Consider the following 24,317-nt stretch of genomic DNA (forward strand, 5'->3'; position numbering starts at 1 on the left):
ACTTCCCGAAGGCGAAGGACCACACGCGCTGGTGGAGCCCATGCTGTGCCTTCTGAGCAGCGGGAGGAGGGGTGTGGGTGCGCGTGGTCACTGGGGCCTCCCGCGGTAGATGCCGTCTTCGCCGAGCAGGTGGGCGACCTTGTTGGCGATGAGGATGAGGATGGTGCCGACGATCCCCTTGGCCAGTCCGGCGGCGGCGCCCATCGACCAGTCGCCGCCGATCACGCCGGTGTAATAGGAGTAGGTGTCCAGCACTTCGGCGGTATCCGCTCCCACCGCATCGCGCTGGAGGATGAACTGCTCGAAGCCGACGGTGAGGATCGAGCCGAGGTTCAGGATCAGCAGCAGTACGATCACGGGGCGCATGCCCGGCAAGGTGATGTGCCAGGTGCGGCGGACGCGTCCGGCGCCGTCCGAGGCGGCGGATTCGTACAGGGACTGGTCGATCGATGCCAGCGCAGCGAGGAAGATGATCATTCCCCAGCCGGCGTCCTTCCAGGCGATCTCGGCGACGATCAGCAGGGCGAAGGTGTCCGAGTTCGTCATGAACCCGATGGGGTCCATGCCGGACTGCACCAGGGCCTGGTTGATCAGCCCCGCACCGCCCAGCATCTGCTGGAACAGGGCGATGACCAGCACCCACGAAAGGAAGTGGGGGAGGTACACGATGGACTGGAACGCTTTGCGCAGCCGCTGGCTCATCATGGAATCCACGATCAGCGCGAGCAGGATCGGCAGCGGGAAGAACAGCACCAGCTGGAACGCGGCGTAGACCAGCGTGTTGCGCAGCGCGAGCCCGAAGCGGTCGTCCTGGAACAGCTCCGCGAACTTCTCGAAGCCGACGAAAGGCGCCTCGGTGATCGTGTAATAGGGCTGGTAGTCCTGGAAGGCGATGACGTTCCCGAGGATCGGGATGTAGAAGAACAGCAGCAGCGCGAGCGCGCCGGGGATCATCAGCACCAGCATCTGCCAGTCCTTGCGCAGTCTGGCGCGCAGGGACTTCTTGGGCCGCGTCCCGTCGGTCACGGTGCCGCCGCGCCGAGAGGTTCTCGGGGCAGGGCTGCGTCCGCCGGGGAGGCGGCGACGGCCTCCGGTTGTCCACCGGGTGGCGCAACGGGTGGGGCCGTGCTTCGCGTCATCACGAGCTGAGTCCTCTCGGTCACCCCTGATCAGGGAGCGCAGAGGGGACCGTCCGCGGCTCTGCTTGACAGGGTGATCCAGATCGTAAATGCTTTCACGACGTTTGTAAATCGGTTCACGACCAATGGGCATCGCACTCCGGCTACGAAGCTGTGACGATGGAGCGATGCCGTCCCGGCTCCTCTCGAAAGCGGTACCCCCTCATGAACGACCTCCGGATCGGCGTCATCGGCTTCGGCTCCCGCCACTACCTGGCCATGCATGCCCACAAGCCCGGGAACGGCTCGGCGATCACCGTCGTGGCCGACCCCGGTGAGCACGGCCGGGCGAACGCCCGCAAGGCGCTCGGCGAAGACGTCGCGATCGTCGACACCGTCCAGCAGCTGCTGGCCGAGCACGAGGTCGACGCGGTCATGATCCTGACCCCCGACTTCGCCCACGCCTCGGTCGCCCTGACCACCCTCGAGGCCGGGATCCCCACCTTTGCGAGAAGCCGATGGCGATCGACGTCGAGGACACCGACGCGATGCTCGCCCTCGCGAAGGAGAAGCGGGCCCGCCTCTACATCGGCCACAACATGCGCCACATGCCGGTGGTGCGGCAGATGAAGGCGATCGTCGACGCCGGCCGCATCGGCCGCGTCCGCGCGATCTGGTGCCGTCACTTCGTCGGCGCCGGCGGCGACTTCTACTTCAAGGACTGGCACGCTGAGCGCGCGAAGTCGATGAGCCTGCTGCTGCAGAAGGGCGCCCACGACATCGACGTCATCCATTGGCTGGCCGGGGTTACACCCGCCGGGTCGCCGGCATCGGCGACCTCGCCGTCTATGGCGACATCACCGACCGCCGCGACAACTCCGACCGCCTGATGCGCGACTGGTACGACGCCGACACCTGGCCGCCCACCTCGCAGAAGGAGCTGAACCCGGTCATCGACGTCGAGGACATCTCGATGCTCAACATGACGCTCGACAACGGGGTGCTGGCCTCCTACCAGCAGTGCCACTTCACCCCCGACTACTTCCGCAACTACACCGTGATCGGTGACGCCGGGCGGATCGAGAACATGGGCGATGGGAGCGGGGACCAGATCCACATCTGGGAATCGCGCCGCTCCGGCCCCGGCCGGCCCGATGCCGTCGAGGTGATCGCCCGCGCCGACGGCGGCCACGGCGGCGCCGATCCCAGCCTGGTCGACGAATTCCTGCGCTTCGCCCGCTCCGGAGGGACCACCGACGTCTCTGCCGTCGCCGCGCGCGAGGCCGTGGCCACGGGGGTGTACGGCGCCGAGTCGATCCGCAACGGCGGCATCCCCTACGACGTGCCGGCGGTCCCGCAGGACCTGCGCGACTACTTCGACGCCGGGCAGGCCTGAACGGGGATCCGCTGCGTCAGCCCCGCTGATCCCTTTCCAGCTCTGGACGGAAGGCCGCCGGAGCGGCACGATGCACCCATGCGCATCGCACTGATCGGCGGCAAGGGCGGCGTGGGCAGCGCCCTCGTCGAAGCCTGGAAGGACGAGCACGAGCTGACCGTCCTGGACCTGAGCCCGGAGCCCGTGGACGGTGTCCGCGACGTCGTGGGACGGGCCGAGGACCCGGACGCGCTCGCCGCAACGCTCGACGGGGTGGACGCGGTCGTCCACCTGGCCGTCCTGCTGCCGCGCGGGACCGAGGCCGAGCAGCTGCCCGGCACCGCCGAGGCGGTCTCGACCAACGTCGGCGCGGTGCTGCTTGCACTGCGCATGGCCCGCCTGGCGGGTGCCCGCTCCTTCGTGCACATCAGTTCGCTGTCGGTGTTCGCGCAGTACAGCTTCACGCCGATCCCCGCCGGTGCTCAGCCCGACGCGACGGAGCTGTACGGGCTCACCAAGCGCCTGGCCGAGAGTGCCCTGCAAATCGCCGCCGAGGGGGAGCCGCCCACCCCCGAGGAGGGGCCGATCACGGTGACCTCGCTGCGGCTGGCCTATCCCACCACCGCCGAGGACTGGCCGCGCTGGAAGAGCCCCGTGGTGCCGGACGAGGACGCCGAGATGGTGCGCATGAAGGACGGAACCCCGCACCCCGCGATGCATCCTGAGGACTTGACCGCCGCCGTGTGGGCCGCACTGAACCGGGACCGCGGCGGGCCGTTCGAGGCGATCGCCGTGAGTTCCGCGCCTCATGCGCTCGACGACGACGCAGCCCAGCGCCTGCTGGGCTGGCGGGCCGTCACGTGCTCGAGCCCGGAGCCTGAACAGGCCCCGGGCTCGGCGGAGATCGTGCGGGGGTCAGGCCGTGGCGCTGCGGGCGGGCACGACCTTGTCGGCGTAGCGGCGGCGGAAGCGTTCGATGCGGCCGGCGGTGTCGACGACCGTGCCCTTGCGGCCCGTCCAGAAGGGATGCGATGCCGCAGAGATCTCGACGTCGATCACCGGGTACTCGCGACCGTCCTCCCAACTCACCCTCTGTTCCGAGGTGCGGGTGGAGTTCGTGAGGAAGGCAGTCCCGGCGCTGCGGTCACGGAACACGACGGGGCGGTAGTCGGGGTGGATGTTCTTCTGCATGAGGATCTCCTCCGTTGATGACTGAAAGTTCAACGGTGGAGAGAGGGGTCGGATATTCCCTCCGGGAGCCCTGGCTTTCGAGCATCCAGACGCCCCGGCCTCATGACGAACGAGCCGTGGGCCGCGCGCCTCCATGCGCACGCTTGAAGGCACGCGACCCACGGCTCGCTGTCGGGCTCGGCTCGGTGTTCGGCAGCCCTGTTGTGGAACTGCCTGGTTCAGGCCGAGGCGCCGACCAGCTCGCGCTGGGAGGAGTCGGCCTGCTGGCGCGCGAGATGCGCGGCGGAGGACAGGTCCACCTCGACGACGGGGTAGATGTTCCCGTCCTTCCAGGTGGTGGTGTGCTCCGAGGTGCGGGTCGAGCGGGTCAGGTAGCGCAGGCCCGCGCTCTGATCGCGGAAGACGACCAGGTGGGACTGCATTCGGTGCTCGGGATTCTTGGTCTTGTACTGCATGGATACTCCTTCGAAGTCGGCCCTGGGCCGACGGATGTCTGGGTCCGGCAGGGGTGCCGGGATGCGCGAGCTGCGCGGGGCGCGAACTGTCCGCTGGGGCGGACGATCGCAGGCCGGGTCCCGCTGGGGCGGTTCCGTAGCCGGTGGCGCGCACCTGCCTCGACGCTCCACGGGAGGCCGCCGAGTCGGCGGGATGGAGGCGGCGCGGGGGCGCAGGCCCTGCGAGCTGGGCTCGGGACGCTCTGCCTCCATGGCAGTGCGCGAGCCTCGGGTTCGCAGTGGTCGAGAGGCGGGTTTACCGCCCGGACGGCGGGTCTCTCCGCCAGGTGACGATGCGTCGTCGGTCCTCTTCACGAGCTCGACCACCCGTGAACTCGTAGGACGCTACCAGGGAACAACGGGAAAGCCCAGGGGTTTATTCCTTCGGACGGACGTGGGTCACGTGGGCGGGGCTCAGCCTTCGGCGTCGTGGCGGTGGCCCTTGCGGGCCTCGGGGTCCACGATCAGCAGCACGTCCACCGGCCCGCCCTCGGCGCCGAAGGCGTGAGGGAGCATGGTGTCGAACTCGGCGGACTGGTTCGTCTGGACCCGGTAGCGGCGCTCGCCCAGCAGGAGAGTGAGCGTGCCGGAGAGCACCACCAGCCATTCGTGGCCGGGGTGGGCGCGCATCCGAGAGGGCTCCGAGGGTGGCCCTGTGACGCGCTGCCGCAGGAGCACCAGGTCGGGGGAGTGGCGGATCCGCCAGCGCAGCGCCTCCACCCCGTGGTCGGTGATCGGATGGGAGACGACCTCCTCCTCCTGGGTCTCGACCAATGCGTCCAAGCTCGTGTCCAGCGCTCGGGCGAGGGTGACGAGCTGGTCGAGCGCCAGGCGCCGCTGCCCGTTCTCGATCCGGGACAGCGTCGAGGAGCTCACATGGGCCCGCCCGGCGAGCTCCCCGAGGGAGAGCCCCTGGGCGAGACGCAGGGCACGGATCCGTTGCCGCACAAGGCCGTCGACATCCCCAATGTTTTGCGTCATGCGCAAGAGGCTATGCATGTGCGGCAATGCTGTCTAGCGTCGTCGGCATGACTGCACCAGTGACTCCCGACTCCCTCGCCCTTACCGATGACCTGCTCGACGCCGTCGTGATCGGCGGTGGCGCCGCCGGGCTGAACGGCGCGCTGATGCTGGCCCGCTCCCGCCGCTCGGTCGTCGTGATCGACAGCGGCGATCCCCGCAACGCCCCGGCCGAGGGGATCCACGCCCTGCTCGGCAACGAGGGCACCCCGCCCGCCGAATACCTCGAGCGAGGCCGCGCGGAGGTGCGCCAGTACGGCGGCGTCATCGTTCCCGGCACGGTCACATCTGTCCGCGCCGCGGAGCCGTCGGCCGACGGGGACCTGCGCTTCACCGTTGACCTCGCCGACGGCCGCCGCCTCACCGCCCGGCGACTGCTGATCGCCACCGGCATCCGGGACGGGCTGCCCGATATCCCGGGCCTCGCCGAGCACTGGGGTCGCAATCTTGTGCACTGCCCCTTCTGCCACGGCTGGGAGGTGCGCGACCAGGCCATCGGCGTGATCGCGACCCGCCCCATGTCCCTCCACCAGGCGCTGATGTTCCGCGCCCTCACCGAAGACCTCACCGTGTTCGCCGCCGACGGGCTCGAGATCGACCCCGCCACCCGTGAACGCTTCGACGCCCTCGGCATCACCCTCATCGAGACCCCGGTCAAGGAGATCGTCGCGGACGCCGAGGGTGGTGTCGCCGGAGTGCGGCTCGTGGGCGGAGAGCTCGTGCCGCGCTCGGTGCTCACGGCCGCGACCGACATGACTCCTCGCCTGGACGGACTCGACGAGCTCGGGCTCACCCTCGAGGAGCTCCCCGCCGGGATGGGGAAGAAGATCGCCACCGGCAACGCCGGCGCCACCGACATCTCCGGGGTGTGGGTCGCGGGCAACGCCGCGGACCCCGCCGCACAGGTCGGTGCCTCCGCCGCCGGCGGTGCGCTCGCCGGCGGTCACATCCACGGAATGCTCGTGATGGCCGACGCCGACGCCGCGGTCGCCGCCCACCGCGCCCGCAGCGCCGCGTGAGGGGGCGGCATCACGTGAGGGGCACCCACCGCGTGTGAGGGGCACCCACCGCATGAGGGGGCATCCATCGCGCGAGCGGGGCAAAGTTGGGGAAATAGCGGACCCTATTTCCCCAACTTTGCCCCGCTCGATGGGGGCCCCGCTCAGCGCCGACGGTCGCGGCGGGCCTTGAGCCAGCCGTCGATGATGTCCCAGACCGAGCCGCCGACGATCGACGCCGCGAGGATCACGGCGATGATGCGCACGGTCGGTGCGTCCACGCCGTTGGAGTGCAGCACGATGTCCACGAACTCGGGGTTCACCAGCTCGGCGCGGCCGATCAGCGTGAGCGCCCAGCTCATGAACAGCACCGCCAGCGCGGTGTTGGCTGCTGCGAGGCCCGCCGTCCAGCGTCGACGGATCAGCACCGTCATCGCCAGCACGACGTCGAGGGCCAGCAGGGCGACAAGGGCGAGGATCCACCCGGGCCATAGCCCGGGGTTCAGGATCGGCAGGGTCTCCCCGTCGATCCGCACCACGCCCCGGAGCTGGTCCCAGAGCAGCGCGGCGGTGAACAGTCCGGCGAGCACGACCGAGGCGATCGCGTCAGTCCGGCCGGAGCCGGAGCTCTGCAACTCGGGAAGCTGGTCGGGGCCCCAGCTGGTGCCGGTCTCCGCCCCGCTGCGCTCGAGGACCACGAAGACCACGGTCACCCAGAAGGCCACGTGGACGGCGGAGCTGAGGCCCACGCCGAGGGACTCCCGATCAGCGTGCCGAGCGGCGCGTCGACCAATGCCTGGCTGATGGCCACACCCACCACGGCGACCGCGGGGACGATCCACAGCAGCAACTTCAGCAGGCGCCGCCAGACCAGGAAGTAGCGCGGTCCGATCAGGTGCAGCGGGCGGTCGGCGTACTCGGCGGCGAGGATCGCGGGATCGCCGAGCTCGGTGAGCACGGCGCGCTCGGCCGCGGGCGGCTCCTCGCCCTGGTCGATCCGCGCCTCGGTGGCGTCCATGATCAGGGCGGTGAGCTCGGTGCGGACATCGTCCTGCGTCGCTGCGGGCAGGCCGGCGATCGCGGCCCGGAGATAACGCTCGGTGAGTTCGGTGTTCATGTCAGGACTCCTCGTTCGTGGGGGCGTCTGCGGTGAGGGAGGCGATGGCGCCGGTGAGCGCACGCCATTCGCTGGTGAGCGTGTCGGCGAGCTGCTCGCCGGCGGCCGAGGAGCGGTAGAACTTCCGCGGCCGGGCCTCGTCGGTGTTCCACTCGCTGGTCAGGAATCCCTGCTTCTCGAGGCGGCGCAGCAGGGGGTAGAGCGTGTTGGCGTCCGTCACGAAACCGTGACGGGCAAGGTCTTCGAGCAGGCCGTAGCCGTACCCAGGGGCGCGCAGCAGCTGCAGGCAGGCGAGCACGACGGTGCCTCGCCGCAGCTCCTGCAGGTGGATGTCGAAGGTGTCGCTCATGCGCCACACCATAGTGTGTGAGGCACACTGTTGGCAATGGGGCACTGTCGTGCAACGTGTGGTCCTGCTTGCATCGTCGGCGCGGAGCCGCGCGAACCGACCGGTCCATCCTTCGGATCCGGGGCGGTGCGCCTTGTACTGTCGGCCTCCCCAGCAGGCGCCGACGAAGGATGACCGGGATGACCGAGCAGACCCTCACCCAGCAGGACGTCGTGGAGAGGCTCCGCCGCGCGGACCTGGCCATGCTCACCACCGCCCTCCCGGATGGGAGCCTGCTGTCCCACCCGATGTCGATCCAGGGAGTCTCCGAGAGCGTCGACGTCTGGTTCTTCCTCGCGCTCGACGGTGGGCAGGCCGAGGCGCTGCGCGGCGACCCGCACGTGAACCTCGCTGTCTCCGAGGCCGGCTCCTGGCTCTCCGTCGCCGGCCGAGCCGCGATCGTCGAGGACCGCGCTGTGATCGACGAGCTGTGGAACGAGCAGGCTCGTGAGTACTTCCCGGACGGCAAGGAGGATCCGAACCTCGGCCTGCTGCGCGTCAGCGGCGATTCCGCTCAGTTCTGGGGGCTGCCTGGCGGGAAGGTGGCCGGGGTCGCTCAGATCGTGAAGGCGAAGGTCACCGGCGATCAGCCTCCGGGCGGCACCGGCACCGTCGAGCTCTGAGCGCCATGCCCCGCACCCTCGCCGCCGGCCAGCGCTGCCGCGTTCGTGTGCTCGATGTCGACACCGGCGAGGATCGTGTGGTCCACGAATCCGACCAGGTGCTCTACGAGGCGCCGAACTGGACCGCCGACGGCCGCTGGCTGATCATCAACGGCGACGGCCACCTGTTCCGGCTCGCCGTGAGCGGCGGGGAGCCGCAGCGGATCGAGCTCGGGGACCTTCCCGCGCTGAACAACGATCACGTGCTGAGCCCCGACGGGCACCACATCTACCTCTCCGCCGACGACGGTCACATCCACCGCGCCCCGCTCACGGGCGGCCCCGCCACCCGGATCACGCACGATGAGGACCGGCTGCATTTCCTGCACGGGGTCAGCCCCGACGGCGCCACCCTCGCGTACGTCGGTGTGGAGCGGCTGGCCGACGGCACCTGGTTGCCGCCCAACGTGTTCGTGCTCCCCTCCCGCGGCGGCCCGGCGACTCAGCTCACGGACGACGAGCACCCTGACGACGGCGCCGAGTACTCACCCGACGGGCGCTGGATCTACTTCAACTCGGAGCGGGGCAGCACCCGCCCGGGACATGCGCAGCTTTTCCGCATGCGCCCCGACGGCACCGGGATCGAACAGCTCACGGCCGATGAGCGCGTGAACTGGTCCCCCCCCCTCTCGCCCGACGGCGCGCGGCTGGCCTACGTCAGCTTCCCGCCCGGCACCCAGGGGCATCCCGCGGACCGCGAGGTGATCCTCCGCCTCGCTGCTGCGGAGGGCACGGGCCTCCGCGACCTCGTCCGCCTGCACGGCGGGCAGGGCACGATGAACGTGAACAGCTGGGCGCCGGACTCGCGGAGCCTTGCGTACGTGGACTATCCGCTGGGGGACTGACCGCGGAACAGCAGCTGCGCGGTGCCGTCGGCCGCCGCGAGGCGCTCCGAGGCGACCTCATAGATTTCGCTGACCAGGACCTCGTCGAGCACCTCCGCAGGAGGCCCGTCGGCCCGGACGACGCCGCCTGCGAGCACCACCACCCGGTCGCAGTAGCGGGCGGCGAGGTTCAGATCGTGCAGCACCACCACCGTGGTCAGACGCTGGGCACGCACCAGCTGCAGCGCATGGTGCTGGGCGCCGATATCGAGGTGGTTGGTGGGCTCGTCCAGCAGCAACAGGCGGGGCTGCTGCGCGAGGGCGCGCGCGATCAGCACCCGCTGACGCTCGCCGCCGGAGAGGGAGAAGACGTCCTGCCGGGCCAGGTGCAGCGCGCCCGCGAGCTCGAGCGCTTCGGCGGCGATCTGCTGATCGGCGCGGGTGAGGGCACCCAGGGGCGCCGCGGTGCGGGATCCTCCCCAGCATCACCGCGTCCGCCGCGGTCATCGGCAGCTCGCCGGTGCCGTCCTGGCTCATCACCGCGATGCGTCGGGCTCGCTCCCGCCCGGAGAGGCCCGCGAGGTCGTGCCCCTCGAGCAGGACCCGGCCTGAGTCCGGCACCAGCTCGCGGTGGAGGATCCGCAGGGCGGTGGTCTTCCCGCTGCCGTTGGGTCCCACCAGTCCCACCACCTCGCCGTGCGCGGCGGTGAGATCAATCCCCGCGAGCACCTGGAGGTCGCCGAAGCGGTGGGTGAGCGCCCGGGCCTCGAGCAGCAGCGGAGAGCTCACGGGGTCCCCCGCCTGCTCGGCCAGCCACTGGCCGATCTGCTCGAGTCCGTCGACGATCAGTGGGGAGGCGGGTTCGACGAAGTTGAACAGCAGCGGCAGCACAGCCTGGTCGGCCACGGCGCGCAGACCGCTGAGCCGCCCGGCGCCGAGCACCTCGGAGACCGCGTCATCGCCGGAGACCTCGCCCTGGTGCAGCACGATCAGGACGTCCGGATCGGCGGCCAGGAGAGGCTCGGCGCTGATCTCGAACACCCGTTCCTCGGTGCGGACGAAGGCGTTCTCGAGGCCGAGGGCGTCCAGCTGTGCGGTCGCCATGGACAGCGTCCCGTAGGTGTACAAGGGGCCGCCGCCGATGCTCGGGTACAGCATCGCGGCCGTGCGTGCGGTGTAGGACCCGGCGTTGGCGGTCACCGCTCCGACGCGCTGCTGCAGTGCGGTGATCAGCGCGGAAGCCTCGTCCGCGCGGTCGAAGAGCGTGCCGTAGGTGGTGATCTCGGCATACAGATCCTTGAAGGATGCACGGCTGGAGAGATCCCCGCAGAAGGTGTTCGGCACCAGCGCCTCGGCGCCCGCGGCGCGCAGACCCTCGCGGGTGAGGCCATCGGGCAGGCCGATGACCAGATCGGGCTGCTGGGAGATCACCACCTCCTGATTGATCTGCAGATGGCCCGTGGCGTCGAGATCCTCGGACAGCGCCGGGATGGCGTCGATGCGGGCCGCGAGCTCGGGGGCGAAGTAGCCCGGGGGAAGGAGCCGGCGCGGGCGACCACCCGATCCAGCACCCCGATCCCGTCGAGCAGCGTCACCGGGGAGCTCTCCAGCAGCACCACCCGCTGAGGTGGGGTCTCGAATCGCAGCTGCTCCGCGCAGTTGGCCAGCTCCAGGGGGAAGCCGTCGACGGGGCCTTGTGAGCCTGCAGTGGCGTCGGGCCCGTCGGCCGCACCGCATGCGCTCGCGCCGAGCCCGAGTGCGCCGGCCAGGCCGGTGGCGAGCAGGGTGCGGCGGCGGAGCGGGGAGGGGGTCAACGTGAGGCCTTTCGGATCAGGACCAGCAGGAAGGGGCGCCGACGACCGCGGTGATCACGCCGATCGGCAGCTCGCGCGGCACCATCACCATCCGGGCGAGGACGTCAGCCCAGATCAGGAGGCTCGCGCCCAGCAGGGCGCTGGCCGGGATCACCATCCGGTGCCGGGCACCGACCAGGCGTCGCGCGAAGTGCGGGACCACCAGCCCCACGAAGCCGATCGCCCCGGCGCCGGCGACCGCTGCAGCCGTGCACAGCGAGACCACCACCAGCAGGGCGATCCGGGCACGGTCGGGGGAGATGCCCAGGCTGTGCGCGGTGCTGTCCCCCGCGGCGAGCGCATCGAGCACCGGCGCTCCCGCCGCGAGCACCAGGGTGCCGAGGAGCGCGGCCCCGAGCGCGATCGCGAGGAAGGCGTTCCACTGTCCGAGCGAGAGCGAGCCGAGCATCCAGAACATCACCGAGCGGGACCCTTCTGCGGAGTCCGAAGAGAAGATCAGCAGGCTGGTCACGGCCGAGAGGGCGTAGCCGACCGCCACCCCGGACAGCAGCAGCCGCAGCGAGGTGACCCTGCCGTGGGCCCGGGCGATCATGAACACCGCGAGCGCCGCCCCGAGGGCCCCCACGAAGGCCAGCACCGACTGTGCGTACTCGCCCATCGCCGCGCCCACGCCGAACAGGATCGCCGCCGCGGCTCCGGTGGAGGCGCGCGCCGGAGACCCCCAGGATGTAGGGGTCAGCGAGCAGGTTGCGCACCATGGCCTGCAGCGTCGCACCGCTGATCGCGAGGCAGGCGCCGACGGCCGCGCCCATCAGCACCCGTGGCAGGCGCACCTGCCACACGATCGACTCCGTCGAGGGCTCCCATGTCACGGGCAGGGGCAGGCCGAGGCGGTGCCCGACCACCTGCGCGGTGGTGAGCGGGGAGATCTGCACCGGACCGATGCCCAGGCAGATCAGCAGGCTCAGCAGTGCGGCGACCGCGAGCCCTGCCAGGATCAGGGCGGAGCGGCGGGTGCGGGAGCGCATGCCCAGCACGTCGGCTGGATGCGGCGGAGGGAGAGCGGAGGCTGCCTGCCGGGCCGGGAGGCGCGTGAGCGCCATGGCGCCTCCTCCTCGCACGCGGTCGAATACTTGAACGAATATACAAGTCTTCGCCGGAGGGGCTCTGTCCGATGCCGCGGATTGTCGACCGCTCGGCGCTGGCCGGAGGAGGTCAGGGGTGGGAGTGCTCGCTGCTGCCGGGAGTCTCGGGGAAGTGGTGGACGCCGGGCAGGTGATCGGAGCCGAGGGCGTGCAGGATCTCGTGGGCGAGCGCGTCGGCCAGCTCGTAGCGCACCTCGCGCCCGGAGCGCTGCGCCCGCACCCACCCCTCCTCACGCAGCAGGGCGAGCGCATGGGAGGTGGTCGACTCGTGCGCCTCGATCGCACGGGCCAGGTCAGAGCTGCGCACCCCGGGATGGGCGTGGAGGCAGAACAGGATCTGCAGCCGGCGCGGGTCCGCGAGCAGCGCCATCCGACACGCGATCTCCTCCACCCCATCGGTCTGCGCGAGCAGCTCTCTCAGCTCGGCGACCAGCGCCTCGTCGGGGACCTGTTCGGCGGAGGCGCGCACGTGCAGGGGCCGGGATCGATCCATGGGGACACCGTAGCCGGGAGTAGCCGGGACCTTTCTCCACCCCGTCCGAGGGCCGACCCCGGGGCTACGAGGGTGTTCCCTGCGACGGTAGTCTCGATGCCCGCCTCAGCTCCGCCTCAGCCCCGCCTCAGCTCCGCAGGTGCGATGCCCCGTTGAGGTCGAGGATCGTGCCCGAGGCCCACTGCGCGGCCGGAGAGGTGAGGTAGAGGATCGCGGCGGCGACCTCGTCGGCCGTCCCCACCCGCCCGAAGGGGCTCTGGGAGCGCAGGGCGACCCCGCCCGCACCCTCGAGCTTCAGCTGCTGGCGCTCGGTGCTGATGAAGCCCGGGGCGACCGAGGCGACGGCGATCCCGTGCGGGGCGAGCGCGATCGCGAGGGACTGGCCCAGGGCGTGCAGCCCGGCCTTCGCGGCGGCGTAGGCGGGGGCATCGGGCTCCCCGCGGAAGGCGCCCCGGGAGCCGACGTTCACGATCACCCCGGGGCCTCCCGTGCGATCAGGGAGCGGGCGACCAGGTAGGAGAGGTTCGCGGGGGCGGTGAGGTCGAGGTCGATCATCCGGGTGAAACGCTGCTGCCAGGTGGCGTAGTCGGTGGAGGCCACCGGGTGGTCGGTCTCCTCGCCGGGGGCGATGCCGGCATTGTTGACCAGCATGTCGATCTGCCCCAGCGCATCCTCGGCCTCCTGGACCACCCGCTGTGCGCTCGCCGGATCGGAGAGGTCCCCGCCCACCAGCACGTGGCCGTCACCGTGCAGCAGAGACAGGGTCTCCTCCGCAGCGTCCCGATGTGTCCCGTAGTGCACGGCGAGCTGCTCGCCGCGCTCGCTCAGCGCGATCGCGGTGGCGCGGCCGATCCCGCGGGAGGCTCCTGTGACCAGTGCGCGTCTCATCTCGGCTCCTGTTCTCGCGGCGGTGCCCCGCGGCAGAGGGGCACGAGGCCATCATCGACCATCCCGGGCCTCCTGCGGCTTCCCGGATTCAGGAGGTCAGTGCGATCCAGATCAGCAGCTGGGTGAGCAGGAACCCCGTGACCAGGTTCAGCCACAGGAAGCGGCGCCAGCCCCGGTTCGCCTCCTCGGCCCGCGTATCGGGCAGCGAGCGGAACGGCCAGGTGCTGAGGAGATAGGGGATCACGAGCAGCCCGGCCAGCAGCGCCGGCCATCCGGCCAGCAGCATCACCAGCCCCGCCGCGGCGTACAGCCCGATCGAGAGCCGCACCGTCGCCGCCGCCCCGATCACGGTGGCGATCGAACCGATCCCCGCCGCCCGATCGGGCTGGACGTCCTGGACCGCGCCGAAGGCGTGCGAGGCCATTCCCCACAGGAAGAACGCCACCAGGCACGCCGACGCGGTGAGCCCCACGGGTGCTCCGGTCAGCGCGAGCCCGAAGGCCGCGGGCCCCATGAAGTGGGTGGAGGAGGTGATCGAGTCCGCCACCGGCCGTTCCTTCAGCCGCAGCCCTGGCGCGGAATAGCCCACCACCGCGGCCAGCACGAGCACCAGCACCAGCGCGGAGACCAGCCCGCCCCAGGCGAGCAGCGCGATGGCGAACGGCAGCGTGAGCAGACCCGCGGACCACAGCGTCACGCCGTGCCAGCGGCGATCCAACACGATCCCCTCGACACCGCCCTTGCGCGGGTTGCGCAGGTCTGATTCGTGATCGAAGACGTCGTTCACGCCGTACATGAGCAGGTTGTAGGGCACCAGGAAGAACAGCGTGCCGACCACCAGCGGAGCGTCGACCCCACCGCCGGCCAGAAGATATGCGGCGGCGAAGGGATAAGCGGTGTTGATCCAGCTCAACGGGCGCGAGGAGGCCAGCAGCTGACGCACCGCCCCGGGCGCGGACGCCACCGCGCTCATCGTTCCCGCTCAGTGGTCAGCAGCAGCCACAGCGAGGGCAGCAGCAGCCCGGCCGCGAGCGGCCAGGCGAGGTCCTCCACCGGCGCCAGGCCGATCCGCCAGCCCAGCAGCAGCGACTCCTCGAAGCGGAACAGATCCACCGCGATCATCAGCGAATCGAACACGACGGTCATCACCAGCAATGCCGCGATAGTCGCACCGGTGACGGCCCACCAGCGGCGGCCCGGGCGGTGCAGAACCACCGCGAGGGCGGTGATCAGCAAGGGGCCGATCAGGAACAGGCCGGCGAGAGCCGCGTAGCTCATCGCTCCTCCTCGTCGCTCGGATGCGGCAGGGCCGACGGGGCCGACGCGGCGGCGCGGCCGCTCACCCGTCGGCCCAGCGTCGCCACGAGCCCCCACAGCACCAGGGTCAAGTAGCACAGGAAGGTGATGAACACGAGCTCCTCGAGCGGCAGCTCGGGGGCGAGCAGGATGCCGGTCATCAGCGCGCTGGTCCCCATCCCGTAGTGGCCGGCCGCGATCGCGGCGAGGTCCCACAGCAGGAAATAGCCGATGCCGAGGGCCACCACCAGCAGCGTGCGGCGCGGCGCCCGCCACAGCGCCAGGCCGAAGCGCCGATCCAGCAGTCCCATGCAGAACGTCGGGATCAGCAGAGCGAACAGGTACACCAGCGAGCTCATACCACCACCCCTGCCGCGGGCTCCGGTTCGGGCAGCGGGGAAGCCGAGCGGTCGCCCCGCAGCCGCTTGGCGACCAGCTCCGCGCTGATCAGGCACATCGGCAGCCCGATCCCCGGGATCGTGCTGGATCCCGCGTACAGCAGGGAGTCGACCTTCTTCGAGGCGTTGCCGGCACGGAAGAAGGCGCTCTGGCGCAACGTATGCGCGGGGCCCAGCATGCTGCCCTGCCATGCCCCGAGATCCTCGGCGAAGTCGGTGGGGCCGACGGTGCGGCGCAGCACGATCCGCTCCGCCAGGTCCGGCACCCCGGCCTGTTCGGCCAGCATCGCGATCGCCTCGTCGGCCACCCGCTCCACCGAGGCGCTGCCGGCGCCGTCCATGCCGCCGCGGCCGAGCCCCGGATCCGCAGGGACGGGCACCAGCACGAAGAGGTTCTCGTGCCCGCCCGGTGCGACAGACGGATCGGTGGCAGAGGGGCGGCACACGTACGTCGAGGCGGGGGAGGGCACCCGGCCCTCGCGCAGGGCGGAGAAGTTCTCGTGCCAGTCACGGGTGAACAGCAGGGTGTGATGCGCCAGCTGCGGCAGCTCGCCCTCCACCCCGAGCATCACCAGCACCGCTCCGGGACCGGCGGCGCGACGCTGCCACCAGGAGCCCGGGAAGGTCTGCAGGTGGCGGGGCAGCAGGGTGGTCTCCACCCGGTGCAGGTCGGCGGTGGCGACCACCACGTCGGCGTGCAGCGTGCGCGGGGCGCCGTCGGGCCCCTGGACCTCGACACCCCTCGCACGCGGCCGGCGCCGACGGGCAGAGTGCGCGGCGTCCTCGGTGGTGAGGATCCGGGTGGCGCGGGTGGAGGTGTGCATGCGCACGCCCGCCTGCACGGCGAGGGCGGTGATCGCCTCGATCAGACGGGTGAAGCCGCCCATCGGGTACTGCACCCCGCCGGTCAGGTCGAGCGCGCTCATCAGGTGGTACATGCTCGGCGTGCGATCCGGCGAGGAGCCCAGGAACACGGCGGGATAGCCGAGCACCTGCCGCAGCCGCGGATCCTGGAAGCGGCGCGCGACGAAGCGTTCGAGCGGCTCGGCGAGCAGCTGCAGCAGCCGCGGCGCCTGCAGTGCGACGCGCGGTGAGAGGAAGGGCCGCAGCGAGGTGAAGGACGTGTACAGGAACCGCTCGAGGGCCACGTCATAGGTGCGAGCGGCGGAGTCGAGGTGCTTGCTCAGCTGCAGCCCCGCACCCGGTTCGATCCGCTCGAAGGCGTCGGCATTGCGGGCTGCGGAGGCGCGGATGTCCAGCGGATCCCGGTGTCCCTCGAAGAACACCCGGTAGCCGGGGTCGAGCTGCTGCAGGTCGAGCTGCTCGGCGGAGGAGGTCCCCAGCAGGCGGAAGAAGTGGTCGAACACCTCGGGCATCAGATACCAGGAGGGGCCGGTGTCGAAGCGGAAGCCGTCCTGCTCCCAGGAGCCGGCGCGTCCGCCGAGCACCTCGCGAGCCTCCACGAGATCCACCACGAACCCGTCACGGGCCAGCAGCGCCGCGGTCGCGAGCCCGGAGATCCCGCCGCCGATCACCACGGCGGTGCGGGCGCGGCCGCTCATGCCCGGCCCCCGATCATGACCCGCGCGAGGATCCGGGCTTTCTGATGGTCCGGCACCCGCACCCGGGCGCGACGGATCTGCGCGGCGGGGGTTGCCCGCAGGCGCTGGGAGAGCGCGCGGTAGAAGGCGTGCGCGGCGGCGACCGCGCGACGGCTGGAGGGCGGCAGCTGCGGGATCGCGGTGGCGGCCAGGCCGAGCTCGGCGTCGATCTCATCGAGCAGCCGGTCCCGCTCACCGTCGCCGAAGTCCTCCGGATCCAGGCCGGGGAAGTAGCTGCGACCCAGCTGGTCGTGGTCCTCGGCCAGATCGCGCAGGAAGTTGACCTTCTGGAAGGCGGAGCCGAGGCTCTGGGCCGGCACGCGCAGCCGTGCATATGCGGCCTGGTCCCCGCCCACGAAGACGCGCAGGCACATCAGCCCCACCACCTCTGCCGAGCCGTGCACGTACTGCGCCAGGCTCGCCGGGTCGTGCTCGCTCACCTCGAGGTCCGCCCGCATCGAGGCGAAGAACGGGGCGATCAGCTCCTGGTCGATGCCGTGGCGGCGGGCGGCGACGGCGAAGGCATGCACCACCAGGTTCGCGCTGCGGCCCCGGTCGACGGCCTGTGCGGTCTCCCTCTCGAGCTCGTCCAGCAGCTGCCGGCGTGCGTCGGCCCCGAGGCTCAGGGCCGGGTCGTCCACGATCTCGTCGGCGATCCGCACCAGGGCGTAGAGGCTGCGCACATGGGTGCGCACCGGCTCGTGCAGCAGCCGCGAGGCCCAGCCGAAGGAGGTCGAGTACTCTTCGATCACGGTGGCGGCGCTGCGCTGGGCCGCACGGTCATAGCGTGATCCGGCGGGCTCGACGCGGCGAGGTCCGCGGTGGCGCAGGGAGCTCATCGCGCAGTGGCTCCCGCCGGGCGCCGCACCAGCTGGGCGATCGCGGAGACCGCGATCAGCAGCGCGGCGAGACCGGCGGCGATCGCGACGGTGGGGGAGTCGGGGCCGTCGGTCATGCGGCCGACGGCGATCCACACCAGTCCCCAGATCATCGCCAGCGGTGCCGCCACCGGGCGCCGCCCGTACACCGTCAGGCCCACCCCCACGAGCACCACGACGGCGAGCACCACCACCGCGAGGACGTCCGGTGCGCCGAAGCCGGTGAAGCCGGCGCCCTTCAGCGCAGCGGCGATGTTCGCACAGGTCGCGACGCTGACCCAGCCGAGGTACAGCCCGAAGGTGCCATCCACGGCGAGACGCTCGAGGATCCCGCGGGGCGGGCGCGCGGCGAGGCGGCGGAAGATATCGGCGAGGACGGCGAGCAGCACGGCGATCACCGGGATGCTCAGCCACACCAGCCCAGCCTGGATGCTGAGGATCCACGCCGCGTTCAGCAGCAGGGAGGCGATCGCGTGACCGGCGATGCGGCGCTCGTCCCGCGGATCCCACCACTGCCACAGCGTGTAGGCGCCCAGCCCGACGTAGATCAGTGTCCAGAGGGAGAAGGCGGGGCCGGCCGGGGCGAGATGGGTGGCGTCGGAGGCGAGGAGCCCGCCGGCGGCCTCGGAGATCTCCTCCCCGCCGAGCGCGCCGACGCCGATCGCGGAGCCGAGCATCGCCAGCAGGAAGCTCACGGTGACCGCGAGGCGGCGCAGCAGGGGGCTGCGCGGCGTCGTGGTGGGACGGCTGGTGGCGTCGTTCATGGGGAGTGCTCCGTTCCGTGCCCGGTGGGGGCCGAGGGGATCTGGGCGGGGGTGAGGACAGCCCAGCGGTTCATGCAGGCTGTCCGTTCCTGAGCGGTGCGGGCGCCCGGTGCAGGGCGTGCTCGGCGGCGCGGAGCACCTCGTCGGTCGCGGAGCGGATCTCGCGGGTCAGAGCGGGCGGCAGCCCATGGCGCGCGGCGGCGGCGTTCGCCTCGTCGAGGTGCCAGCGGGCGAGGTCCTCGGTCCAGGTGCGCGAGCCACACCGGGTGAGCAGGGAGCGGGCGTCGGCCGCGCCGACGGCGTCGAGGTCCGCCCGTCCCAGGAGCGGGTGCAGCTGCGCCCAGGAGTCGGTGGTCGCGGCGTGGGCGAGCATCGCGGTCCGCTTCCCCTCGCGGAGGTCTCCGAGCGCGCTCTTGCCGGTGCGCTGCTCGTCCCCGAAGACGCCAAGCAGGTCGTCGAACAGCTGGAAGCCGATTCCGAAGAGCACGCCGATCTCGTCGAGCGCGCAGAGCACCGGCTCTTCGGCGTCGGCGAGCAGGGCCGCGGCATGGAGGGGCAGCTGGAAGGAGTACAGAGCGGTCTTCAGCTCGGCTACCGCGAGCACCTCACGCATCGGGGCGGAGCGTTCGAGGTCGAGCTGGAGCCGCACGTCGGCGAGCTCACCGGCGACGGAGCCATGGATGGTGGTCTCCACCAGATCCAGGAGGGCATCGACCACCGGCGCGGGGGCTTCGCAGCGAGCGATCGCCCGCACGGCGCTCAGCATCCCGAGATCACCGGCCAGGATCCCCGCCGCCTCGCCGTAGCGGCGGGCACCTTCGGGCGAGGCGCCCCGCCGGCGGGCGCGGGCGGCGAGATCGCCGGGCAGGCTGGGCGCGCCGCGGCGCATCTGGTCCCCGTCGATGACGTCGTCCTGGATCACGAAGGCGGTGTGCAGCAGTTCGATCGCAGCGGCCACCTGGATCGCGGCTTCCGGGCGCTGGCCGCCGAGAGCGCGATGGGTCGAGAGCAGCAGTGCACGGAACCGCTTGCCGCCCGCGGAGGCCCGTCGGAGGGCGGACCACAGCTCCTGGTGGTCGTCGACGGGGAGCGTCCCGGGCAATGTGGCGCCCGCGGCGAGCAGGCCTTCCAGGGTGCCCTCGAGCGCGGGGAGATCAGCGGCGCTCATGAACTGCCACCGGAGGAGGGGCGCAGCAGTCCGTGCAGCGCCGGCAGCTGCGCGACCGCCCAGGGACTGAGCGTCCACGGTGACAGCTCCACGAGGGCGTGGAGCTCCTGGGGGTGGACCCAGCGCAGTTCCGCGACCTCGGCCGGATGGGGGCGGGGCTCCTCATCGGTCTCGGCGACGAAGACGGGGCAGATCTCGTTCTCCACCACCCCGGAGGCATCCACGGCGCGATAGCGGAAGTCTGGGAGCGCCTCGCTGATCGAGTGGATGCCGATCCCCAGCTCGTGGCCGGCGTGGCGGGCCAGGGCCTGCTCCATCGATTCGCCCTGGCGGGGGTGGCCGCAGAAGGAGTTGGTCCATACCCCGGGCCAGGTGCGTTTGCTCAGCGCACGGCGGGTCAGCAGCACCTTGCCGTCCGCACGCATGAGGTGGCAGGAGAAGGCGAGGTGGAGAGGGGTGGTGGCTGTGTGGACCGTGGCGCGCGGAGCGAGCCCGCGCGCAGTGCCGTCTTCGTCCAGGAGGATCACGTGGTCCTGCGGGTCGGAGTTCGTCGGGGTGCTCGGTGGTGGTCTCACCATGATCCCATCATCTAGTTAGCCTGGCTATCTATGTGAACTGTAGCATCCAGGGATGACCGACGCGCCAGGAACCCCGGACGGCGGGCCGAGCAGCACATACTGGTACGACGGCAACGATTCCGCCACCACCCTGCTGAGCGCCCTGCGCACCTTCCGGATGGCTGATCAGGAGCTCCGGCGCCGGATGAGCGACGGCATGGACATGAACACCACCGACCTCTCCGCGCTGCGCTTCGTCATCGCCCGCGAGCTCGGGGGCGATCCTGTGACACCGCTGCGCCTGGCCGACCACCTCCACATCTCCGGCGCCTCCACCTCGAAGCTCCTGGACCGCCTCACCGCCTCCGGCCATCTGCAGCGCATCCCCCATCCGCATGACGGACGCTCACGGATCGTGATCGCCACCGACCACGCCCACTCACAGGTGCGCGCGCGCCTGGGCCACCTGCATGACCGCATGTTCGAGATCGCGCAGCAGGTGCCGGCCCCGGCCCGCCCAACCCTGATCGCGTTCCTGATCGCCATGGCGGAGCAGCTGGATTCCGAAGCGACACCGCCGGAGCTCACGCCGCCCGCTGACTGAGGGCATCGAGCCTGCCTGCGAGCTGCGCCGGGAGCAGATGGGATACTGAGAGCCCGACGAGAGGGCCTCGTCGCGAGGATCCACCCGCGCTCCCACATCGCCGTGAGCCGGGCTCCTCGCAGCGGAGATCTCCTGGGGAGCACCCGATGTCCACGATCAGCTGGACCGAGAACGGCACACCGCGCACCGCGCGCTGGCACTCCGAGAACGGCACCCCGCCGCCGGAGCAGATCGAGATCGTCGACGACACCGCCACCGCGAACTTCGCCCTGCGTCGCATTCGCAGCGGTGCCACGCTGCTCTGGCGCGGCGACTACCACAACGCGCGCCAGCTGCTCACGGCCATCGGCCGACGGGCAGACCGTCGCGTGCCGCCCGCGAACCTCGACATCAGCCGCCTGTTCCACGCCCATCGGAGCGAGCGCGCCGCACGTTCCCGGCTGCTCGGCGGAGTGGTGGTGCTGCTCGAACCGGGTCACCGCCTGGGCCTGCGCCGCGCCCCCGACGTCTCGGTGGCCTGCCGGGAGGCCTATGGAGAGCTGCAGGAGCCGACTCTCGTCTCGCTCTCGGAGCTGCTCGGCGTGCTCAGCGCCCGCCAGTGGCAGGAGAGGGGCGTGCACATCCCGGCCCTGGACGCGCGCATCCATCCGCGGCACAGCGTCTTCTCCCCGGTGCGCTCGGAGTACGTGGACCTGGTCGCCCAGGCACCGATGCCGGAGGTCGACGGGGAGCGGTGGTCTTCGACCTCGGCACCGGCACGGGAGTCCTGGCCGCGGTCCTCGCGCGGCGCGGCGCCGCCCGCGTGGTCGCCACCGATCTCAACCCCCGCGCCGTCGAATGCGCACGGGACAACATCCAGCGTCTGGGCTACGAGGATCGCATCGAGGTGCTCGAAGCGGATCTCTACCCCTCGGGGCGTGCGGACCTGATCGTCTGCAATCCGCCGTGGCTCCCCGGTGCACCCACCTCCACGCTCGAGCTGGGCATCTACGACGAAGGCTCGAGCATGCTGAGCGGCTTCCTCGCCGGCTTGGCGTCGCACCTGCGGCCGGAAGGAGAGGGCTGGCTGATCATCTCCGATCTCGCGGAGCATCTGCGCCTGCGCAGCCGTGAGGAGCTGAAGCGACTGGTGCGGGATGCAGGGCTCGAGGTCCTCGGCAGCGTCTCCACCTCCCCGCGGCACCCCCCCGCCCAGGATCCCCACGACCTCCTGCACGCGGCCCGCTCCCAGGAGGTCACCACCCTCTGGCGCCTGCGCCCGATGACCAGGTGAGCGGGGACGGCAGGTTGGCCAGCGGCCCCGGCAGTGGGCACGGATCCGCTACTCCCAAGTAGCCCTCCGCTGACCTCGCACAACGCCCAAAACAGCGATGTGGCCGAGGACACCCTTGAAATGGCTGTTCTGGCTTGACCGGGGTGCGCCAGGCCCGTAATGTTCTTCCTTGTGCCCAGGAGAACGGGAACGAGGGAAGGCCAGTGAGCCGGACCGAGATTCCCACTCTGACCAGGCATGGCAGGTCTCTCGAAGAAGGATTGCGGCGCGGATCACACCACGCGGATTTGACTCGGAGAGCCGGAAGCCGTAAGTTAGCGGAGTTGCCTCGGAGCGAAGAACTCGGAAGGGTTCAGTAGCACTGAGTGCGCGTGTTGCTTGATATCTCAATAGCGTGTCTGTTTGTTGATGCCATTATTTTGAATGGCAATTATAATACGGATGATACAGCAGTTATATGCTGGTTGTTTGTTTATGTTGTCAGGATACTGTTTTTCATGTTTTTTCATGGAGAGTTTGATCCTGGCTCAGGACGAACGCTGGCGGCGTGCTTAACACATGCAAGTCGAACGATGACGGTGGTGCTTGCACTACCTGATTAGTGGCGAACGGGTGAGTAACACGTGAGTAACCTGCCCTTCACTTCGGGATAACCTCGGGAAATCGTGGCTAATACCGGATATGAACCCTTGTCGCATGGTGGGGGTTGGAAAGATTTATCGGTGAAGGATGGACTCGCGGCCTATCAGTTTGTTGGTGAGGTAATGGCTCACCAAGACGATGACGGGTAGCCGGCCTGAGAGGGCGACCGGCCACACTGGGACTGAGACACGGCCCAGACTCCTACGGGAGGCAGCAGTGGGGAATATTGCACAATGGGCGAAAGCCTGATGCAGCGACGCCGCGTGGGGGATGACGGCCTTCGGGTTGTAAACCTCTTTCAGTAGGGAAGAAGCGAAAGTGACGGTACCTGCAGAAGAAGCGCCGGCTAACTACGTGCCAGCAGCCGCGGTAATACGTAGGGCGCAAGCGTTGTCCGGAATTATTGGGCGTAAAGAGCTCGTAGGTGGCTTGTCGCGTCTGCCGTGAAAACCCGAGGCTCAACCTCGGGCGTGCGGTGGGTACGGGCAGGCTAGAGTGTGGTAGGGGAGACTGGAACTCCTGGTGTAGCGGTGAAATGCGCAGATATCAGGAAGAACACCGATGGCGAAGGCAGGTCTCTGGGCCATTACTGACACTGAGGAGCGAAAGCATGGGTAGCGAACAGGATTAGATACCCTGGTAGTCCATGCCGTAAACGTTGGGCACTAGATGTGGGGGACATTCCACGTTTTCCGCGTCGTAGCTAACGCATTAAGTGCCCCGCCTGGGGAGTACGGCCGCAAGGCTAAAACTCAAAGGAATTGACGGGGGCCCGCACAAGCGGCGGAGCATGCTGATTAATTCGATGCAACGCGAAGAACCTTACCAAGGCTTGACATGCACCGGACGGCCGCAGAGATGTGGCTTTCTTCGGACTGGTGCACAGGTGGTGCATGGTTGTCGTCAGCTCGTGTCGTGAGATGTTGGGTTAAGTCCCGCAACGAGCGCAACCCTTGTTCTATGTTGCCAGCACGTCATGGTGGGGACTCATAGGAGACTGCCGGGGTCAACTCGGAGGAAGGTGGGGACGACGTCAAATCATCATGCCCCTTATGTCTTGGGCTTCAAGCATGCTACAATGGTCGGTACAATGGGTTGCGAAACTGTGAGGTGGAGCGAATCCCAAAAAGCCGGCCTCAGTTCGGATTGGGGTCTGCAACTCGACCCCATGAAGTCGGAGTCGCTAGTAATCGCAGATCAGCAACGCTGCGGTGAATACGTTCCCGGGCCTTGTACACACCGCCCGTCAAGTCACGAAAGTCGGTAACACCCCAAGCCAGTGGCCCATCCTCGTGAGGGAGCTGTCGAAGGTGGGATCGGTGATTGGGACTAAGTCGTAACAAGGTAGCCGTACCGGAAGGTGCGGCTGGATCACCTCCTTTCTAAGGAGCATCACCAATTATGGTGGCCATTTTCCTGCCCGAGTGTGGTGGGGGTGGTTGCTCAAGGGTGGAACATCAACGAATAGGCACTTCATCAGCCGGTATGGCTTGCTAGTACAGCTCCCTTTGGGGGTGTGGAACGTGGGTTGCTGGGTGGTTTGAGGTGGAGACACGCTATTGGGTTGTGAGGCTGCACGCAGCCCCATGACCCTGGTCGCTTTGGTGGC

The 24,317-nt window shown here is 69.8% G+C and carries 26 protein-coding genes, 1 rRNA gene and 4 pseudogenes; 8 read left to right on the forward strand and 23 right to left on the reverse strand.

The annotated features are described in order from the left end of the window. Positions 1-87 precede the first annotated feature (87 nt). On the reverse strand, positions 88-1,026 hold the full coding sequence (locus H3H54_RS02815) for a sugar ABC transporter permease (RefSeq protein WP_395963285.1): 939 nt from the start codon (positions 1,024-1,026) through the stop codon (positions 88-90). 317 nt (positions 1,027-1,343) lie between these two features. On the opposite strand from H3H54_RS02815, the pseudogene H3H54_RS02820 reads away from it, so the two are divergent. Together H3H54_RS02820 and H3H54_RS02825 are read left to right on the forward strand one after the other, a co-directional pair. After that, a pseudogene (locus H3H54_RS02820) lies at positions 1,344-2,514 on the forward strand (Gfo/Idh/MocA family protein). 78 nt (positions 2,515-2,592) lie between these two features. Next, positions 2,593-3,243 (forward strand): annotated as a pseudogene (locus H3H54_RS02825) (NAD-dependent epimerase/dehydratase family protein); the annotation flags it as partial. A gap of 165 nt (positions 3,244-3,408) precedes the next feature. Here H3H54_RS02825 and H3H54_RS02830 read toward each other — a convergent pair. The 3 genes from H3H54_RS02830 to H3H54_RS02840 all read right to left on the reverse strand — a co-directional run bounded on the left by H3H54_RS02830 (position 3,409) and on the right by H3H54_RS02840 (position 5,159). Next, positions 3,409-3,684, reverse strand: a complete 276-nt coding sequence (locus tag H3H54_RS02830) for a type B 50S ribosomal protein L31 (protein ID WP_262426386.1) — start codon at positions 3,682-3,684, stop codon at positions 3,409-3,411. Positions 3,685-3,902: 218 nt separating this feature from the next. Then, positions 3,903-4,139: a hypothetical protein gene (locus H3H54_RS02835; RefSeq protein ID WP_262425425.1), complete on the reverse strand. Its 237-nt coding sequence runs from the start codon at positions 4,137-4,139 to the stop codon at positions 3,903-3,905. Positions 4,140-4,592: 453 nt separating this feature from the next. Beyond that, entirely contained in the window at positions 4,593-5,159 is a 567-nt protein-coding gene (locus H3H54_RS02840; protein ID WP_262425426.1) for a helix-turn-helix domain-containing protein, read from the reverse strand. Positions 5,160-5,206: 47 nt separating this feature from the next. Between H3H54_RS02840 and H3H54_RS02845 the strand changes: the two genes are divergently transcribed. Next, positions 5,207-6,217: an NAD(P)/FAD-dependent oxidoreductase gene (locus H3H54_RS02845; RefSeq protein ID WP_262425427.1), complete on the forward strand. Its 1,011-nt coding sequence runs from the start codon at positions 5,207-5,209 to the stop codon at positions 6,215-6,217. 143 nt (positions 6,218-6,360) lie between these two features. Here the strand turns inward: H3H54_RS02845 and H3H54_RS02850 are convergent, their stop codons facing one another. From H3H54_RS02850 to H3H54_RS02860, 3 genes are read right to left on the reverse strand one after another with little or no spacing between them, the layout of a single operon-like run. Then, positions 6,361-6,945, reverse strand: coding sequence for a hypothetical protein (locus H3H54_RS02850; protein ID WP_262425428.1), 585 nt, complete (start codon positions 6,943-6,945; stop codon positions 6,361-6,363). Next, the gene (locus H3H54_RS02855) at positions 6,906-7,313 is read right to left on the reverse strand and encodes a permease prefix domain 1-containing protein (RefSeq protein ID WP_262425429.1); all 408 of its coding nucleotides are present in this window, start codon (positions 7,311-7,313) and stop codon (positions 6,906-6,908) included. The genes H3H54_RS02850 and H3H54_RS02855 overlap by 40 nt, the downstream gene beginning before the upstream one ends. Position 7,314: 1 nt before the next feature. Continuing rightward, entirely contained in the window at positions 7,315-7,662 is a 348-nt protein-coding gene (locus tag H3H54_RS02860; RefSeq protein ID WP_262425430.1) for a PadR family transcriptional regulator, read from the reverse strand. A 179-nt stretch (positions 7,663-7,841) separates the two neighbouring features. Between H3H54_RS02860 and H3H54_RS02865 the strand changes: the two genes are divergently transcribed. Next, complete coding sequence (locus H3H54_RS02865; RefSeq protein ID WP_262425431.1) at positions 7,842-8,324, forward strand: pyridoxamine 5'-phosphate oxidase family protein; 483 nt, start codon at positions 7,842-7,844, stop codon at positions 8,322-8,324. Positions 8,325-8,329: 5 nt separating this feature from the next. Beyond that, a complete protein-coding gene (locus H3H54_RS02870) occupies positions 8,330-9,208 on the forward strand; it encodes a biopolymer transporter Tol (RefSeq protein WP_262425432.1) in 879 nt (292 codons plus the stop codon). On the opposite strand, the gene H3H54_RS02875 is transcribed toward H3H54_RS02870, so the two are convergent. The 16 genes and pseudogenes from H3H54_RS02875 to idi form a co-directional block, all read right to left on the reverse strand. Next, positions 9,190-9,642 (reverse strand): ABC transporter ATP-binding protein, encoded by a 453-nt coding sequence (locus H3H54_RS02875; protein ID WP_316249193.1) that lies wholly within the window; start codon positions 9,640-9,642, stop codon positions 9,190-9,192. The genes H3H54_RS02870 and H3H54_RS02875 overlap by 19 nt on opposite strands. Positions 9,643-9,748: 106 nt before the next feature. After that, positions 9,749-10,621 (reverse strand): annotated as a pseudogene (locus H3H54_RS02880) (ABC transporter substrate-binding protein); the annotation flags it as partial. Beyond that, positions 10,615-11,001 (reverse strand): hypothetical protein, encoded by a 387-nt coding sequence (locus tag H3H54_RS02885; protein ID WP_262425433.1) that lies wholly within the window; start codon positions 10,999-11,001, stop codon positions 10,615-10,617. The gene H3H54_RS02885 and the pseudogene H3H54_RS02880, both read right to left, overlap by 7 nt. A 16-nt stretch (positions 11,002-11,017) precedes the next feature. Continuing rightward, positions 11,018-11,659, reverse strand: a complete 642-nt coding sequence (locus H3H54_RS02890) for a FecCD family ABC transporter permease (RefSeq protein WP_395963700.1) — start codon at positions 11,657-11,659, stop codon at positions 11,018-11,020. A 112-nt stretch (positions 11,660-11,771) separates the two neighbouring features. After that, a pseudogene (locus tag H3H54_RS02895) lies at positions 11,772-12,104 on the reverse strand (iron chelate uptake ABC transporter family permease subunit); the annotation flags it as partial. Between the two features lie 112 nt (positions 12,105-12,216). Beyond that, entirely contained in the window at positions 12,217-12,639 is a 423-nt protein-coding gene (locus tag H3H54_RS02900) for a helix-turn-helix transcriptional regulator (RefSeq protein WP_262425434.1), read from the reverse strand. Between the two features lie 127 nt (positions 12,640-12,766). Beyond that, positions 12,767-13,114, reverse strand: coding sequence for an SDR family NAD(P)-dependent oxidoreductase (locus tag H3H54_RS02905; protein WP_262425435.1), 348 nt, complete (start codon positions 13,112-13,114; stop codon positions 12,767-12,769). Beyond that, positions 13,111-13,527, reverse strand: coding sequence for an SDR family NAD(P)-dependent oxidoreductase (locus H3H54_RS02910; protein WP_262425436.1), 417 nt, complete (start codon positions 13,525-13,527; stop codon positions 13,111-13,113). Before H3H54_RS02910 ends, H3H54_RS02905 begins: the two co-directional genes overlap by 4 nt. 88 nt (positions 13,528-13,615) lie before the next feature. After that, a complete protein-coding gene (locus H3H54_RS02915; RefSeq protein ID WP_262425437.1) occupies positions 13,616-14,500 on the reverse strand; it encodes a prenyltransferase in 885 nt (294 codons plus the stop codon). Beyond that, positions 14,497-14,805 carry a lycopene cyclase domain-containing protein gene (locus H3H54_RS02920; RefSeq protein WP_262425438.1) on the reverse strand — a complete coding sequence of 103 codons (309 nt, stop codon included), beginning with the start codon at positions 14,803-14,805 and terminating at the stop codon, positions 14,497-14,499. Before H3H54_RS02920 ends, H3H54_RS02915 begins: the two co-directional genes overlap by 4 nt. Then, positions 14,802-15,182 carry a lycopene cyclase domain-containing protein gene (locus H3H54_RS02925; protein WP_262425439.1) on the reverse strand — a complete coding sequence of 127 codons (381 nt, stop codon included), beginning with the start codon at positions 15,180-15,182 and terminating at the stop codon, positions 14,802-14,804. Before H3H54_RS02925 ends, H3H54_RS02920 begins: the two co-directional genes overlap by 4 nt. Next, positions 15,179-16,783, reverse strand: coding sequence for a phytoene desaturase family protein (gene crtI / locus H3H54_RS02930; protein ID WP_262425440.1), 1,605 nt, complete (start codon positions 16,781-16,783; stop codon positions 15,179-15,181). The genes H3H54_RS02925 and crtI overlap by 4 nt, the downstream gene beginning before the upstream one ends. After that, entirely contained in the window at positions 16,780-17,661 is an 882-nt protein-coding gene (locus tag H3H54_RS02935) for a phytoene/squalene synthase family protein (RefSeq protein ID WP_262425441.1), read from the reverse strand. The genes crtI and H3H54_RS02935 overlap by 4 nt, the downstream gene beginning before the upstream one ends. After that, positions 17,658-18,464 carry a TspO/MBR family protein gene (locus H3H54_RS02940; protein WP_262425442.1) on the reverse strand — a complete coding sequence of 269 codons (807 nt, stop codon included), beginning with the start codon at positions 18,462-18,464 and terminating at the stop codon, positions 17,658-17,660. Before H3H54_RS02940 ends, H3H54_RS02935 begins: the two co-directional genes overlap by 4 nt. A gap of 70 nt (positions 18,465-18,534) precedes the next feature. Further along, on the reverse strand, positions 18,535-19,632 hold the full coding sequence (locus H3H54_RS02945) for a polyprenyl synthetase family protein (protein ID WP_262425443.1): 1,098 nt from the start codon (positions 19,630-19,632) through the stop codon (positions 18,535-18,537). Continuing rightward, positions 19,629-20,210 carry an isopentenyl-diphosphate Delta-isomerase gene (gene idi, locus H3H54_RS02950; protein WP_262425444.1) on the reverse strand — a complete coding sequence of 194 codons (582 nt, stop codon included), beginning with the start codon at positions 20,208-20,210 and terminating at the stop codon, positions 19,629-19,631. Before idi ends, H3H54_RS02945 begins: the two co-directional genes overlap by 4 nt. A 52-nt stretch (positions 20,211-20,262) precedes the next feature. Between idi and H3H54_RS02955 the strand changes: the two genes are divergently transcribed. The 3 genes from H3H54_RS02955 to H3H54_RS02965 all read left to right on the forward strand — a co-directional run bounded on the left by H3H54_RS02955 (position 20,263) and on the right by H3H54_RS02965 (position 24,090). Next, complete coding sequence (locus tag H3H54_RS02955; RefSeq protein WP_262425445.1) at positions 20,263-20,793, forward strand: MarR family winged helix-turn-helix transcriptional regulator; 531 nt, start codon at positions 20,263-20,265, stop codon at positions 20,791-20,793. Between the two features lie 733 nt (positions 20,794-21,526). Next, a complete protein-coding gene (locus H3H54_RS02960; protein ID WP_262425446.1) occupies positions 21,527-22,066 on the forward strand; it encodes a class I SAM-dependent methyltransferase in 540 nt (179 codons plus the stop codon). Positions 22,067-22,570: 504 nt separating this feature from the next. Continuing rightward, positions 22,571-24,090 (forward strand): 16S ribosomal RNA (locus H3H54_RS02965). Positions 24,091-24,317: the final 227 nt, after the last annotated feature.

Origin of the sequence: Brachybacterium sp. Z12 (assembly GCF_014400405.1) — a bacterium.
Classification (GTDB): Bacteria; Actinomycetota; Actinomycetes; order Actinomycetales; family Dermabacteraceae; genus Brachybacterium.